Source organism: Geodermatophilus obscurus, from assembly GCF_900143215.1.
In the GTDB taxonomy this organism is placed as follows: Bacteria; Actinomycetota; Actinomycetes; order Mycobacteriales; family Geodermatophilaceae; genus Geodermatophilus; species Geodermatophilus obscurus_A.
The window spans coordinates 1-13,572 of the sequence record NZ_FRDM01000022.1 but is presented as its reverse complement, the minus strand read 5'-3'; the positions used below and the strand labels follow the sequence as shown (position 1 = coordinate 13,572).

Annotated in this window: 16 protein-coding genes and 2 pseudogenes; 8 read left to right on the top strand and 10 right to left on the bottom strand. The window is 74.5% G+C overall.

The annotated features are described in order from the left end of the window. Positions 1-26: 26 nt before the first annotated feature. Genes BUB17_RS17460 through BUB17_RS17450 form a run of 3 tightly spaced genes read left to right on the top strand, consistent with a single transcriptional unit; the run spans position 27 to position 2,796 of the window. Positions 27-410 (top strand): response regulator, encoded by a 384-nt coding sequence (locus tag BUB17_RS17460; protein ID WP_072920014.1) that lies wholly within the window; start codon positions 27-29, stop codon positions 408-410. Continuing rightward, positions 398-2,161, top strand: a complete 1,764-nt coding sequence (locus tag BUB17_RS17455) for a sensor histidine kinase (RefSeq protein ID WP_083606400.1) — start codon at positions 398-400, stop codon at positions 2,159-2,161. The genes BUB17_RS17460 and BUB17_RS17455 overlap by 13 nt, the downstream gene beginning before the upstream one ends. Next, positions 2,158-2,796: a LuxR C-terminal-related transcriptional regulator gene (locus BUB17_RS17450; RefSeq protein WP_244277319.1), complete on the top strand. Its 639-nt coding sequence runs from the start codon at positions 2,158-2,160 to the stop codon at positions 2,794-2,796. Before BUB17_RS17455 ends, BUB17_RS17450 begins: the two co-directional genes overlap by 4 nt. Positions 2,797-2,848: 52 nt before the next feature. On the opposite strand, the gene BUB17_RS17445 is transcribed toward BUB17_RS17450, so the two are convergent. Genes BUB17_RS17445 through BUB17_RS26930 form a run of 3 tightly spaced genes read right to left on the bottom strand, consistent with a single transcriptional unit; the run spans position 2,849 to position 4,312 of the window. Beyond that, positions 2,849-3,328: a hypothetical protein gene (locus BUB17_RS17445; RefSeq protein ID WP_072919962.1), complete on the bottom strand. Its 480-nt coding sequence runs from the start codon at positions 3,326-3,328 to the stop codon at positions 2,849-2,851. Beyond that, entirely contained in the window at positions 3,318-4,148 is an 831-nt protein-coding gene (locus tag BUB17_RS17440; RefSeq protein WP_072919961.1) for a CPBP family intramembrane glutamic endopeptidase, read from the bottom strand. The genes BUB17_RS17445 and BUB17_RS17440 overlap by 11 nt, the downstream gene beginning before the upstream one ends. Beyond that, a complete protein-coding gene (locus BUB17_RS26930) occupies positions 4,145-4,312 on the bottom strand; it encodes a hypothetical protein (protein ID WP_175561401.1) in 168 nt (55 codons plus the stop codon). The genes BUB17_RS17440 and BUB17_RS26930 overlap by 4 nt, the downstream gene beginning before the upstream one ends. Between BUB17_RS26930 and BUB17_RS26230 the strand changes: the two genes are divergently transcribed. Next, on the top strand, positions 4,311-4,769 hold the full coding sequence (locus tag BUB17_RS26230) for a hypothetical protein (RefSeq protein ID WP_141243070.1): 459 nt from the start codon (positions 4,311-4,313) through the stop codon (positions 4,767-4,769). The two genes, BUB17_RS26930 and BUB17_RS26230, sit on opposite strands and share 2 nt — an antisense overlap. A 26-nt stretch (positions 4,770-4,795) precedes the next feature. Here the strand turns inward: BUB17_RS26230 and BUB17_RS28430 are convergent. From BUB17_RS28430 to BUB17_RS17420, 3 genes and pseudogenes are all read right to left on the bottom strand, one after another. Next, positions 4,796-4,897, bottom strand: a pseudogene (locus BUB17_RS28430) (DUF6653 family protein); the annotation flags it as partial. Between the two features lie 329 nt (positions 4,898-5,226). Then, positions 5,227-5,886 carry a response regulator gene (locus BUB17_RS17425; protein ID WP_072919958.1) on the bottom strand — a complete coding sequence of 220 codons (660 nt, stop codon included), beginning with the start codon at positions 5,884-5,886 and terminating at the stop codon, positions 5,227-5,229. Next, a complete protein-coding gene (locus BUB17_RS17420; protein WP_208983449.1) occupies positions 5,883-6,884 on the bottom strand; it encodes a HAMP domain-containing sensor histidine kinase in 1,002 nt (333 codons plus the stop codon). Before BUB17_RS17420 ends, BUB17_RS17425 begins: the two co-directional genes overlap by 4 nt. 566 nt (positions 6,885-7,450) lie before the next feature. Here BUB17_RS17420 and BUB17_RS17415 point away from each other — a divergent pair. Next, entirely contained in the window at positions 7,451-7,708 is a 258-nt protein-coding gene (locus BUB17_RS17415; protein WP_072919957.1) for a hypothetical protein, read from the top strand. Between the two features lie 100 nt (positions 7,709-7,808). Next, complete coding sequence (gene secD, locus BUB17_RS17410; RefSeq protein WP_072919956.1) at positions 7,809-10,151, top strand: protein translocase subunit SecD; 2,343 nt, start codon at positions 7,809-7,811, stop codon at positions 10,149-10,151. 175 nt (positions 10,152-10,326) lie between these two features. Here secD and BUB17_RS17405 read toward each other — a convergent pair whose 3' ends face one another. From BUB17_RS17405 to BUB17_RS17395, 3 genes are all read right to left on the bottom strand, one after another. Beyond that, positions 10,327-10,971 carry a dihydrofolate reductase family protein gene (locus BUB17_RS17405; protein WP_072919955.1) on the bottom strand — a complete coding sequence of 215 codons (645 nt, stop codon included), beginning with the start codon at positions 10,969-10,971 and terminating at the stop codon, positions 10,327-10,329. A 576-nt stretch (positions 10,972-11,547) separates the two neighbouring features. Continuing rightward, positions 11,548-11,865 carry a type II toxin-antitoxin system PemK/MazF family toxin gene (locus tag BUB17_RS17400; protein ID WP_141243069.1) on the bottom strand — a complete coding sequence of 106 codons (318 nt, stop codon included), beginning with the start codon at positions 11,863-11,865 and terminating at the stop codon, positions 11,548-11,550. Next, complete coding sequence (locus BUB17_RS17395; RefSeq protein ID WP_072919953.1) at positions 11,862-12,062, bottom strand: hypothetical protein; 201 nt, start codon at positions 12,060-12,062, stop codon at positions 11,862-11,864. Before BUB17_RS17395 ends, BUB17_RS17400 begins: the two co-directional genes overlap by 4 nt. 148 nt (positions 12,063-12,210) lie before the next feature. Here BUB17_RS17395 and BUB17_RS17390 point away from each other — a divergent pair, with 148 nt between their 5' ends. Continuing rightward, positions 12,211-12,795 carry an HhH-GPD-type base excision DNA repair protein gene (locus BUB17_RS17390; protein ID WP_244277317.1) on the top strand — a complete coding sequence of 195 codons (585 nt, stop codon included), beginning with the start codon at positions 12,211-12,213 and terminating at the stop codon, positions 12,793-12,795. A gap of 158 nt (positions 12,796-12,953) precedes the next feature. After that, positions 12,954-13,295 (top strand): DUF3099 domain-containing protein, encoded by a 342-nt coding sequence (locus tag BUB17_RS17385; RefSeq protein ID WP_072919952.1) that lies wholly within the window; start codon positions 12,954-12,956, stop codon positions 13,293-13,295. A 20-nt stretch (positions 13,296-13,315) separates the two neighbouring features. Here BUB17_RS17385 and BUB17_RS17380 read toward each other — a convergent pair. Beyond that, positions 13,316-13,572 (bottom strand): annotated as a pseudogene (locus BUB17_RS17380) (IS982 family transposase); the annotation flags it as partial.

Here is a 13,572-nt window from a genome sequence, read left to right as displayed (position 1 = left end):
GCCGCGACCGGTGCCACGCTCGCGGTGTGGCAGCACGGGTGCTGATCGTCGATGATCACGCCCCCTTCCGGTCGCTGGCCCGGCGGTTGCTCGTCGCCGGTGGCTTCCAGGTGGTGGGGGAGGCCGCCGACGGTGCCGACGCCCTCCGCGCCGCTCGCGAGCTCGCCCCCGACGTCGTGCTGCTCGACGTCCAGCTCCCCGACAGCGACGGCTTCGCCGTGGCGGAGCGGATCGCCGGTCGGCAGGGGGCGCCGATCATCGTCCTGGTGTCGAGCCGGGCGCGGCTGGACTACGGCTCCCGGGTCGACGCCAGCCGCGCGCGGGGGTTCATCGCCAAGGCGGAGCTGGGCGGGGAGGCCCTCCTGCGGGTCATCTCCGGGCCGGCGGGAGCCGCGACGTGCAGCGGTTGAGCCCCCAGGGCCGCAAGGTCATCGGCGCCGCCGGTCTGCTCGCCGGGGTCGGGGCGGGATGCGCGCTGGTGTGGGGCGGCTACGAGGTGCCGGCCGACCTGCTCGCCCCCACGCTCGTCCTGGAGGTCGCCGTCGGCTGGTCGTTCGTCACGGTCGGGCTGGTGGCGTGGACCCGACGTCCGGACAGCCGGACCGGGGCCCTGATGGTGGTCCTGGGGTTCGCCTGGTTCGCCCGGTTCGCGGTCGCCGTCGCCGTGCGCCCCGCGTTCGTCATCGGCGTCCTGCTCAGCTCCGTCTACCTGAGCGTGCTCGTCCACCTGCTCGCCACCTTCCCCGGCGGCCGGGTGCAGAACCGGGCGGAGCGGGTCGTCGTGACCGTCGGCTACCTGCTCTCGGCGCCGCTGGACGCCGTGTTCCTCCTGCTGGGCGCCCAGCGCGGGCTGGGGGAGGGGCCCCCTCCCGGCGGCCTGGTCATCGCGGCGCGGAGCGGCGCGTTCACCCCGTCCGGGGTGGACCTGGCCGTGCAGGCGGTCGTCGTGGCGCTGTTCCTGTCCCTGCTGGCGATCGTGTTCACCCGGTGGCGCACGGCCGGTCCGGCGCAACGCCGCAGCCTCACGCCGGGCGTCCTCGGCGGCGCGGTCATCGTCGGCACGATCCTCGTCGAGCGCACGGCCATCCTGCTGCTCATCCCGCCCTCGGTGGGAGTGGTCTTCGCGTGGTCGGCGCAGGTCGTCCTCGTCGTGTGGCCGGTGGCCCTGCTGCTCGGGCTGCTGCGCAGCCAGCTGGACCGGTCCGCGGTGGGCCGTCTCATCGTGGAGCTGGGCGCCGGGCTACCGGTCCCCGAGCGACTGCGCAGCGTCCTCGCCCGCACGCTGCACGACCCGACCCTGGAGCTGGCCTACTGGCTGCCCGAGCGGCGCGCCTTCGTCGACGCCAGCGGCGTTCCGGTGGCGGTCGAGGCGAACGGCGGCCGCGGGCTGACCCGCCTGGAACGGGACGGCGAGCCGATCGCGGTGCTGGTGCACGACCCGGTGCTCTCGGCGGAGCCGGAACTCGTGGCGGCGGTGGCCGCCGGGGCCGGCATGGCGGTGCAGAACGAACGGTTGCACGCCGAGGTCCGCAGCCAGCTGCGGGAGGTGCGCGCGTCGCGCGCACGGATCGTGGAGGCAGCCGACGGCGCCCGCCGCCGGGTGGAGCGCGACCTGCACGACGGCGCCCAGCAGCGGCTCGTCACCGTGGCCCTCGCGCTGCGGCTGGCGCGGACGCAGCTGGGCAGCGCCAGCCGCGCGGAGATCGGCGCGCTGCTCGACGAGGCGGGAGCCGAGCTGGCCGGCGCGCTGGAGGAGCTCCGGGAGCTCGCCCGGGGGATCTACCCGGTGCTCCTCACCGACGCCGGTCTGGGCCCTGCGCTCACCTCGCTCGCGGAACGGTCCCCGGTGCCCGCCGTCGTCGGCGACGTGCCGGCCCGGCGGTGGCCGGACGCGGTCGAGCGGACCTGCTACTTCGTGGTGTCCGAGGCACTGGCCAACGCGGCCAAGCACGCGGGCGCCGGACAGGTCGTGATCGACGTCCGGGCCGACGGGGGCGGGCTGTGCGTCCAGGTGGCGGACGACGGCCGAGGCGGAGCGGAGGCGGCCGGATCCGGTCTCCGCGGGCTGGCGGACCGGGTGGCGGCGCTCGGCGGCGAGCTGTCGGTGCACAGTCCCCGGGGCGGCGGCACGCGGGTGATCGCGACGGTGCCGTGCGGGTGATCGTCGCCGACGACGCGGCGCTGTTCCGGGCCGGCATCGGGCGGCTCCTCGCCGACGCCGGCTTCGACGTCACGGCGGAGGTGGGCGACGCCGCCGCACTCCTCGACGCGGTCGAGCGGGACCCGCCGGACGCCGTCGTCGTCGACATCCGGATGCCACCCACGCGCACCACCGAGGGCCTCGACGCCGCGCGGTCGCTGGCCGAGCGACACCCGGACGTGGGCGTCCTCGTGCTGTCGGCGTACGTCGAGCCGCACTACGCCATGCAGCTCGTCGAGTCCGGCACCTCCGGCACCGGGTACCTGCTCAAGGAGCGCGTCGCGGATCCCGGGGAACTCACCGACGCCGTCCGCCGCGTCGCGGCCGGGGGCGTGGTGATCGACCCCGGGGTCGTCGCCCGGCTCGTCGGCCGGGCACGGGCACGCAACCCGCTGGACGCCCTCTCCGAGCGGGAGCGCGAAGTGCTCGCGATGATGGCGGAGGGCCGCTCCAACCAGGCGATCTGCGAGCGGCTGTTCCTCAGCCCGAAGACGGTCGAGGCCTACGTCCACAACGTCTTCACCAAACTGGACCTGCACCAGGCCGCGGACACCAACCGGCGGGTGCTGGCCGTGCTCGCCTACCTCCGCGCCTGACCGCCGGGCGGGCGGCGGCGGCCGACGAGCCGTCCTCCGGCGGGGGGAGCGATCAGGAGACGTGCAGGCAGGTCGCGGTGAGGAACAGCCCGAGCGCCAGCCAGGTGAGGGCAGCACGGAGCCAGTTGAGGCGGAAGTACCGGGCCCGGGCCACCTGCCAGTCGTCCGGGACGGATGCCGGGTCCCATCCCAGGATCACCGCGTAGTTCGGTTCCGCGAGGAACCGGGACGTGAGGCCGGGACCGATCACCGTGGCGGCCAGGCCGGCGGCGGTGAGGACGAAGGGCGCACTGCCGACCTGCGGCCACAGCCCGACGAGGGCGATGACGGGGCTGGCGACCAGGGCGACGACGAGGACGTAGTTCGTCGGCGAGCGACGGGCGATCGGCAGGAACCGGCGCATGTCCTCGAGGAAGCCGGCAGGCCCACGGGCGGCGAACATGGGGTGCAGGATCGTGGTCACGGTCAGCAGGAGTCCCGACCAGAGAGCGGTCGCGATCACGCTCAGGCCGAGTCCGATGTCAGCGGTCATCGTCGGTCGTTCCTCTCGTGGCCGGTGCGGCGCCGGGTCGAGGTGGACAGCCGTCCTCGTGGGCGGGGGCGCGGGCGCCCGGTGCTCGTCGCGGCAGGAGGAGGACGAGCAGGGGGACGGCGATGCTCACGGCGACGAGCAGCAGCGAGAACGAGGTCGTGGCGCCGGCGGGGATCTCGACGAGCTTGAAGCTGTCGATGGCGGCGTGCACCAGGGCCGGCGCCCACAGGGTGTGCCCGCCGTCCTCGTAGAGACGGCTCAGCGAGACGGTGGTGACGGCCGCGACGGCCATGGCGCCCAGCCCCACCGCCGGACCGGAGGTCACCAGGATGGGTACGTGCGCCGCGACCACCAGCGGCATCGTCAGCCACACCGCGGTCCGGAAGGAGCGACCCTCCCGGAGCCTGCGGAAGGCGTACCCCCGCCAGACGAACTCCTCCGCCAGTCCGTGCAGGGCGAACACCCCGAGCAGCAGCCACCACCAGTCCGGACGCGGGCGCACCGCTGTCCCCGTCACCATCCAGCTCAGCGGATACACCAGCAGGACCAGACCCGCGACGACGGTGGCAGCGGCGAGGGCACGGCCGCCGGGACGTCCCAGACCGAGCAGCCTGCGCGCCGCGGTCCACGAGCACCCGAACAGCACCCGTTCCACCAGCACCCCGGTCGCCAGGACGGCGGCCAGGACCGCGAGCCCGGAACGCGCCGTGGGGTCGAGTCGGCCCCCGACCGCGAGGACGCCGTAGACGAGCACGAACCCGCAGAGGAAGCGCGGCCACGTCGTGGCGCCGGGACGACGTCGCCGGGTGTCGGTGCTCATGCGCGGACGTCGGCAACGCGGACGGGCAGTGGCAGCAGGCCGGCGCCGGTGCCCCGGATCAGCTCGAGCAGGGCGCGCAGCGCGGCCTGGTGGGCGACCGTGCCGGTGAGCACGGTGGTCCGGCGCTCGCCGCGCACGCCCGGGTCGACGGAGCGCGACCGCATGGAGCCGACCGCCGACTGCGGCAGCCGCCCGCAGAGCCGCACCTCGTACGGCATCGCCGTGCCGTGGGGGTCGCCGCGGGCGGGGTGGGGACGGACGACCCCGGCGCGGGACCACCCCGGCGGGAACCCGGGGGATGATGGCGCCGCGACGGTGGTCCGCCCGGCCGGTGCGGGCCTGCGCCCGTACAGCGCACGAGCACCGGTGGAGGTGTGCCTGTGGCCCCCCTCCGTCGAGGCCCCAGCGCGCCCCCTCCCGCTGCCGGCCGGCCGGCTCACCATCCCACCGCGTCGTCCCGGCCGGGTGGTGCGGTTCCGCCTGCACGACCTGCTGCCTGCACACGTTGCGGCGCTGGTGTCGGAGTGGGCGCACGACCCGGCCGAGCAGCGGATCGTCGTCCGGGTGTCCCTCGACGGGACCGACGACGACGAGCCGTCCCGGTCGGGCTGTACGTCCTGACCGCGCCGCGAGGTGCGGATCGGGACCGCTGCCGTCAGCAGGGCCGGGATGGGGATCCGCGTGTAGGCGCTCCACGGGTCGGGGTGCCGCTGCCAGCCGCGGTCCTCGGGGCCGAAGGCCTTCGCCATCGACGTTGCCACTGCCATGTCCGCACCCCTCGCCGGTCGATCTGCCTCACGGGGAGAGCCTGGCGGCGACCGGGGTGGGCCCGGACCACCCGGCCGCTGATCCACCCGGGTGGGGGCCCGACGCGTGCGCGGCTTCCCGTTGGTCGGCCGGACGCCGGGCCTCGCGGACGCCCGGAGGGGCCGGCTCGCGTGGGCCACGGTCCGCACGGCCCGGCGGGCCGCGGGCTCGGTTCTGCCCGCGGTACGCCGCTGCCGAACGGTGTCCGGACGCTGCAGCCGTTCGTGCCGGGGATCGAGGTCCACGTGGACCTCGATCCCCGGCTGCGAGCTCAGGGTTCGATCAGGCCTGCGCGGATCGCGTACCGGGTGAGCTGGGTGCGGTCCCGCATCTCCAGCTTGGCGAGGATGTTGGCCCGGTGCCGCTCCACGGTTTTCACGCTGATCACCAGCAGGTCCGCGATCTCCTGCGAGGAGCGCCCTTCGGCGATGAGCTTGACCACCTCCTCCTCGCGGGCCGACAGGATGCTGCCGGGCAGGCGTTCGCCGCGGGCGACCCGCTGGAGGTACTCGCGCATGAGCGCGGTCAGCGCCTCGGGGTAGATGAACGGTTCCTCCCGCATGACCGCCCGGCAGGCCTCCACGAGGTCCCGGTCGGCGACCGACTTGAGCACGTACCCGGAGGCGCCGGCGCGGAGGGCCTCGAAGAAGTACTGGTCGTTGTCGTACATCGACAGCAGCAGGATGCGCGTGGCCGGGGAGCGCCGCGACAGCTCCCGGGCGGCCTGCAGCCCGGTCAGCCGGGGCATCGCGACGTCGAGGACGGCGAGGTCGATGGCGTGCACGCGGGCCAGCGCCAGCGCCTCCGCGCCGTCGCCGGCCTCCGCGACGACGGTCAGGTCCGGCTCGCTGTCCAGGATCAGGCGGACGCCGCGACGGACGAGGGCGTGGTCGTCGGCGAGCAGGATCCGGGTGCTCGGAGGGCGGGTCACCGGCGCTCCCCGGTCCGGGGCACCGGGACGAGCAGCCGCAGCTCGGTGCCGCCCTCCGGGTGGGGCCCGACGGTGAGCGTCGCGGCGATGAGCATGGCCCGCTCCCGCATGCCGCGGATCCCCGCTCCCTCGTGGCTGTCGCCGAGACCGCGGCCGTCGTCGACCACCCTCAGCTGCACCGCGTCGCCGGTGAACGTGGGCGTCAGGTCGACGCAGACGCGTCCGGCGGCGGCGTGCCGGGCGACGTTGGTCAGCGCCTCCTGCGCCACCCGGTAGACGACCAGTTCGGCGTCCGGCCCGAGCGCAGGGAGGTCGGAGGACAGCCGACGGCACACGTCCGCGCCGGTGAGCCGGGTGTGCTCGGTCACCAGCGACGTCAGGGCGCTGACCAGGCCCAGGTCGTCGAGCACGCCGGGCCGCAGCCGCCGGACCACCTGCCGCACCTCGTCCAGGCTCGCCCGCGCGGTCTCCTGGACCAGGAGCACCTCCTGCTGGAGGTCGGCCGGTGCCCGGTCGGCCACTCGCCGCAGACCCAGCAGGACGGCGGTCAGGCTCTGCCCGACCTCGTCGTGCAGTTCCTGGGCCACCCGGCGGCGCTCGGCCTCCTGGGCGGCCAGCGCCTGCCCGCTGGAGGCGGCGCGCTCGGCCTCGAGGCGCTCCAGCATCGCGTTGAAGCTGGTGATGAGCTCAGCGGCCGGTCCGCTGCCCTGCTCCGGGAGGCGCTGGCCGGGGCGGAGCAGGTCGACGTCCTCCATGAGGCGCCGCAACCGGTCGAGCGGCCCGAGCATCGCGCGCAGCAGCAGCCCGTTCGCGACCAGGATCACGGTCAGGCCGACGGCCAGGACCAGCGCCTCGCGGGCGAGCACGGGCGTGGAGACGGTGGCCGGGGAGGCCGCCAGGACCGCGGTGCCGACCGCGAGGACGGCGCCGTTGACCAGGCACACGCGCCAGAACAGCGGCAGGCCGCGACCGGCCCTCAGCCGCGCCTCCTGCCCCATCCGCCGCCTCCACCGCCCTGTTGCTGTCCGTGGACGCTGTCGAGCCTCGGCCACCGGAGCCTCCCGGCCAAGGACGCGCGCACAAGATGGGGCCCAGCACCCATGGCCGGTCCGCTCCGGGATGGGTGCTGCCACGGATTCCGCCCCGGCCACCCGCCGTGAGGATCGTCGGCGGGCCGGCGGTCGGCAGGCGAGGAGGACGTCCACGAGGAGGGCCGGGTGCACCACGTCGCTGAGGCGCTCCTCGCCCTCGGCGGCGCCTTCCTCGTCCGTGGCCTGGTCGCCCGGGCCGGTGTGCCCATCGGGCTGCCCACGATCCCGCTGTTCATGCTGGCCGGTGTGCTGCTGGGGCCGCACACCCCGGGTTCGTCCTGGTCGGCAACCCTGCGGCCTCGAGCTGGTCGCCCGCCTCGGCCTGCTGTTCCACCTGGGCCTGGAGTTCTCCCTCCCGCAGCTCACCTCCCGCGGACGGCGACTCACGGCAGCCGCCGGCGTCCGCCTGTGCATCAACGTCGGCGGCGGGCTGGCGGGGCTTCTCGCTGGGCTGGGGGACGTCGGAGGCACTCGTGCTGGGCGGCGCCTCCGGCGTGGCCGAGGCCGCGACCGGCATCGGCGTCGCCTTCGCGTTCATGATGGTGCTGTCCGTCGTGGCGCGGCACGGCACCCGGTGGGTCAGCGCGCTCCTGAGGACGAGGGACGGAGGGATCGTCGTCGTCCTGGCCCTGGCCCTGGGGCTGGGCGTGGTGGTGCTGGGCGCCGGGTGGGGGCGGGAGCTCGCAGTGGTGCACCGCCGTCCGCGCCCCGTGTCGCCTCCGCGTCGATGAGCGCCCTCCGCGCCACCCGGGCGGCGTGGGTACCCGACCCCGATCCCCGCGGGTACCGCCGCGCCAGCGGCTGCCTGCTCCCGCACCCTGGAGACACCCCGTGAACTCCCCATCCCGGCGCACCGAGAGGTGGCCGGCGACGCGCCCCCTGCTGGCGCGCGTCATCGTGTCGCTGGCCCTGCTCGTGGCGGCGACCGCCGCGGTGCTCACGTCGACACCCACCCTCGGTCTCGACCTGCGCGGCGGCACCCAGATCGTGCTCGAAGCGCAGGACGCCCCGACGGTGACCGCCGACGCCGAGGCCACCGCCCGGGCGCTGGAGGTCCTGCGACGGCGCATCGACGCCCTCGGCGTCGCCGAGCCCACCCTGGTCCGCTCGGGAGAGGACCGCATCGTCGTGGAGCTGCCTGGGCTCACCGAGCCGCGCGAGGCGGTCGAGGTGATCGGCCGGACCGCCCAGCTCACCTTCCACCCGGTCCTGGGCGCGGCGCCGGCAGGCGAGGAGGCGGCGGACCCGGAGGTGGCCGCCGCCGGCGCCACGACGGTGCTGCCCGACGAGGGTGGCGCCCTCCTGCAGCTCGGACCGGCGGCGCTGACCGGCGAGGCGGTGGACGGAGCCGCGGCCGGCGTCGACACGCAGACCTCCGGCGCCCGGTTCGTCACCGTGGACTTCACCGGGCCCGGCCGACGAGCGTGGGAGGAGCTCACCGGGCAGGCCGCCTGCGCAGCACCCGGTGACCCGACCCGCCGCGTGGCGATCGTGCTGGACGGCGAGGTCATCTCCTCGCCGTCGGTGGGCGCGCAGGTGCCGTGCGGCGTGGGCATCACCGGCGGCAGCACCCAGGACACCGGCCGGTTCACGCAGGACGAGGCGCAGGACCTGGCCGCGCTGATCCAGGGCGGCGCCCTCCCGGTGCCGGTCGAGGTGATCGAGCAGCGCACCGTCGGCCCGACGCTCGGTGCGGCCGCCATCGACGCCAGCGTGAACGCGGTGCTCCTCGGCATCGCGGCCACCGCGGTGTTCATCGTGGCGGTCTACCGCCTCATGGGCCTGCTCGCGGTGGCGGCGCTGCTCTGCTACGCGCTGATCACCTATGCGGCCCTGCTGACGCTGGGCGCCACCATCACCCTGCCCGGCCTCGCCGGGTTCGTCCTCGCCGTCGGCATGGCCGTCGATGCCAACGTCCTGGTCTACGAGCGGACGCGGGAGGAGTACGCCGAGCGGGGGCGGTCGCTGCGCAGCGCGCTCACCACCGGGTTCCGGCGGGCGCTGTCGGCCATCGCCGACTCCAACATCACCACCCTGCTCGCCGCCGGGCTGCTGTTCTTCCTCGCCTCCGGCGCGGTCCGCGGCTTCGGGGTCACCCTCACCGTCGGCGTGCTCGCCTCGATGGTCTCCGCCCTGGTGATCACCCGGGCGCTGGCCGAGCTGGCCGCCACCCGCCGGGTGCTCGCCCGCCGGCCCCAGCTGACCGGCGTGCACACCCTCGGCCGGGTGCGGACCTGGCTGGCCGGACGGAACTGGCGGCTCTACGCCCGACCCCGCCGCTGGCTGGCCGTCTCCGTGCTGGTCGCGCTGGTGGCCGCCGCTGGGATCGCCGTGCGCGGCCTGCAGCTCGGCGTGGAGTTCACCGGCGGGCGCAGCACCCAGTACGCCACCAGCGCGCCGCTGGACCCGGAGACGGCCCGCCAGGCCGTCAGCGACGCGGGCTTCCCCGACGCGGTGGTGCAGGAGGCCGGGGAGGCGGACGTGCGGGTGCGCACCGGACCGATCGACGACGCCGAGCAGGAGGCGATCCGTGACGCCCTCGCCGCGGAGGCCGGGGCCGCCGAGGTGGTCAGCGACGAGCTGATCGGTCCGACGCTGGGCACCGAGCTGCGGCGCAACGCGCTCATCGCGCTCGGCGTGGCGCTGGCCGCGCAGCTGGCCTACCTCGCGCTCCGGTTCCGCTGGACGTACAGCGCCGGTGCCGTCGGGGCGCTGCTCGCCAACGCCGTCGTGGTGGTCGGTGTGTTCGCCTGGACCGGCCGCGCCGCCGATGGGGTGTTCCTCGCCGCCGTGCTCACCGTCATCGGCTACACGGTCAACGACTCCGTCGTCGTCTTCGACCGGATCCGGGAGACCCGGTCGGCTCCTCCCAGGGGGCGCCCGTTTCCCGCTGTCGCTGGCGAGGCGGTCCTGCAGACCCTGCCGCGCACGGTCAACACCGGGGCCTCCACGCTGCTGGTCCTCACCGCGTTGCTGCTCCTCGGCGGCGACTCGCTGACCGGGTTCGCCTTCGCCCTGATCCTGGGCATCGTCGCCGGCACCGTCTCCACGGTGTCGGTCGCCGTTCCGCTCACCGTGGCACTGGACAGCCGCTGGCCCCCGGGCCCCGGGGCCCCCGTCGCCGCCGGGCGGCGGGCCTCCGGTCCGCGTCGTGAGGACGGCGCGGTGGTCTGAGGCGGTCGTGGCGGCGGTGCGACCTCCCCGACGCGCGCCGCCACGGGCTCAGGGGCCCCGCTCGCGCTGCTCATCGGATGGTGCTGGACCAGCACATGCGTCGACGAAGCAACTGAGCGCAGGAACAACGACGCCCTCATCCACCGCATGCGGCGTCCCCTCGTGGGCTCTCGCGTCACCTGCGCCAGAACAGGTGGTGCGTCACGCCGCTCGGGCTGGGCACGACGTCGAGGTGGAAGCGGTCGAGCAGCTCGTCGGGTGAGGTCCAGAGCCGTACGCCGGAGCCGAGCTCCACCGGTGGAACCGCTACGTGCATGGTGTCGACGAGGTCGGCGTCGAGGAACTGCCGGATGACGGTGGCCCCGCCGCCGAGTCGGACGTCCCGGCCCTGGGCCGCCTCCCGCGCCTGGTCGAGGACCGTTGCCGGGTCGGCGTCGACGAAGTGGAACGTGGTGTCGGAGAGCGTCAACGACGGGCGTGGATGGTGGGTCATCACGAACACAGGGGTGTGGAACGGCGGCTCGGCACCCCACCAGCCCTGCCACTCGTGGTGCTCCCAGGGGCCACGCTGGGGACCGAACTTGTTGCGGCCCATGATCTCGGCGCCGATGTTGCGGGCGAAGTCCCGGGTGAAGTAGTCGTCGAGCCCGCGGCTGCCGCCGGGATCGGTGCGGTTGGGCCAGCTCGCCGTGGCGCCGGCCCAGGCGAACAGCTCCCCGGGGTCGGCGTGGCCGAACGGTCGCTCCAGGCTCTGGTGCTCACCCGCTCCGAATCCGTCACTCGAGACGGTGAAGTTCTGGACTCTGAGCAGCTGGTCCACGTGGCTCCTCCTCGCGCGGTCGATGACAGGTGGACCGTCGGTCAGCGGGGAACTCATCGTCGCGCGGAAATGCGGTATGGAGGGGGTACCGGGCTGCGGCCGGCGATGCGCGAGCTGAGAGCTCAGGGTGCGGTCTGCGCGGCGGGAGACGCCGTGTCGGCCGCTGGAACGGTCCAGCCGTCCGGCCTGCACCTCGGCCGGACCGCGTGGCATCGGTGGCCGTCGTCCGCGGCCGGAGTCGTTCCGCGGCAGCCTGGTCGGACCCGCCCTGCCCCCGCGCGGTCGAGCCGACTGCTCAGCACCGGGTGCGCCGGACCTCTCACAGCCGAGCGGCTCCATCAGGGCTGGCGGTAGCCGCCACAGCGGCCAGACGTCATCCTCCGGGCGGGTGCGGCAGGATCGCGAGCGCGCCGACCCTGCGTCTGACCCAGGACATCGCCGCCGACGAGCTGCTGAGCCGCGACCCGCTGGCGCTGCTGCTGGGGATGCTCTTCGACCAGCACAGGCGCGAACGAAGCAGCTGAGGTGGTCAGTCGCACCGGTGCGAGCACCGGGTAGGGCGCCGCAGTGCCCGGCTCAGAGGCCGAGGTACCTGGCGACGGCGATCTGGACCTCCTCGAGCTCGCCGCGATGGAGGAAGAACGCCGGCTCGTCGTGGACGAAGCGGACGTCGATGCTGCGCAGCTGATCGGCGAGGAATCGTGTGGGAACTCCGCCCAACTCGATCTCGGGCCGGAACACCGCCGGCTGCGCCCGCGTCGACGTGGGGACGATCGTGGCGACGTTCCAGGCCATGTCGGTCGGGCTCAGGACCAGGCCGTACCGCCGGCCGCGTTGCTCATGGCCGCGACCGGCCTCACCGAGGTCGACCCGGTAGACGGCGCCGCGGATCACCAGGCGTCGGCCTCGTCGGACAGGTCCTCGTCCACCAGCCGCTCGGCATCGGCACGCGCGCGGGCGAGCCAGGCCTCACGGTCGAGCAGGCGGAGTGCACGCCGGATGACGTCGGCCGTGCGCTCGTCGTCCCGCATTGCTTCACGGATGATCCGCTCGTCGTCCTCGGTCGCACGGAACCCGATCGTCTTGCTCACAGGAGCTATGTTAGACATCGGCTTGACGCGTGTACAACAGCCTTGGAGGTCTGTGATCTCGTCGAGCACCCACCTCGGCGGTCAGCACGGTCCCGGTGAGGTCGACAGCGGTGATCGCGCTGGTGCCGACATGCGGCACCATCTCCGTGTGCCGACCCTCCGCATCACCCAGGACCCCGCCGCCGACGAGCTGCTCGGCCGCGACCCGCTGGCGCTGCTGCTGGGGATGCTCTTCGACCAGCAGTTCCCCATGGAGCGTGCCTTCGCCGGCCCGCGCCTGCTGGCCGACCGGCTCGGCGTCGACACCCTCTCCGCCGCCGACCTCGCCGAGGCCGACCCCGAACGGCTCGCGAAGGCCTTCCAGGGCCCGCCGGCGGTCCACCGCTATCCGGGCTCGATGGCCGCCCGCACCCAGGATCTGTGCCGGCTGCTGGTGGACCGCTACGACGGCCGCGCGGAGCGGTTGTGGGCCGACGTCCCGGACGGCGCCACCCTGCTCGAGCGCGTGGGCCGGCTGCCCGGCTTCGGCGCGCAGAAGTCGAAGATCCTCGTCGCGTTGCTCGGCAAGCAGTACGGGGTCACGCCACCCGGCTGGCGCGAGGCCGCCGGCGACTACGGCCAGGAGGGCTCGCGACGGTCGGTCGCCGACGTCACCGGCCCCGAGTCGCTGGCGCAGGTGCGGGCGTTCAAGCAGGAGGCCAAGCGGGCGGCAAAGGCGGCTGTGACCTCCTGAGATGCAACGCCGGGGTGCCTGCATCGCGCGCGATCCGGTGGCACCATGGGCGGCGAACCCCGGGCTGTGCGGGGACCCGGACGCCGTCGGGACGTCGGGCACCGCAGCTCATGAGGGGATCCGCCGGGCCCTGCAGGGACGGCGGGGGGAGGAAGCCCGTGGCCTCGAGCCAGCAGCCCGCGCGAACCCGCCGGCCGGAGCCGGTGCTCATCACCGAGGCCGAACCGAGCCTGGCCGAGCAGCACGCCGCCCGGAAGCGGCGCTACGTGATCACCATGGCCGTCCGTGGCGTCAGCCTGGTGCTGGCGGCGGTCTTCTACCAGACCCTGTGGCTGGCGCTCATCTTCGCCGTGCTGGGCACCGTGCTGCCCTGGATCGCGGTGATGATGGCCAACGACCGGCCACCGAAGAAGAAGCTCGACATCAACCGCTACTCCCCGCCGCGACCGGACCGGATCCTGGAGAACCCGGCGCGCCCGGGACGGGTCATCGACCACTAGACGAGTAAGTCCGAAGTCGATCAGTGGTCGTAGGCGATCAGGGATCGGGTGATCGGCTGACCGGTGGCGCGGTTGTGCCAGATGGCAGCAGTGAGGGCGAGCAGGCGTTGCGCGACGCGGACGGTGACCCCAGGCAGGGTCCGTGCACCGTGCAGTTCCAGGTCGAGTTGGCCCTTGAGGGTGTCGTTGACCGATTCGATGAGCTGGCGGATCGGGCCGAGCAGCGCCTGGCCGGGGCGGGGTGCGCGGTTGCGGTAGGCCGGGCGCAGCAGCTCCA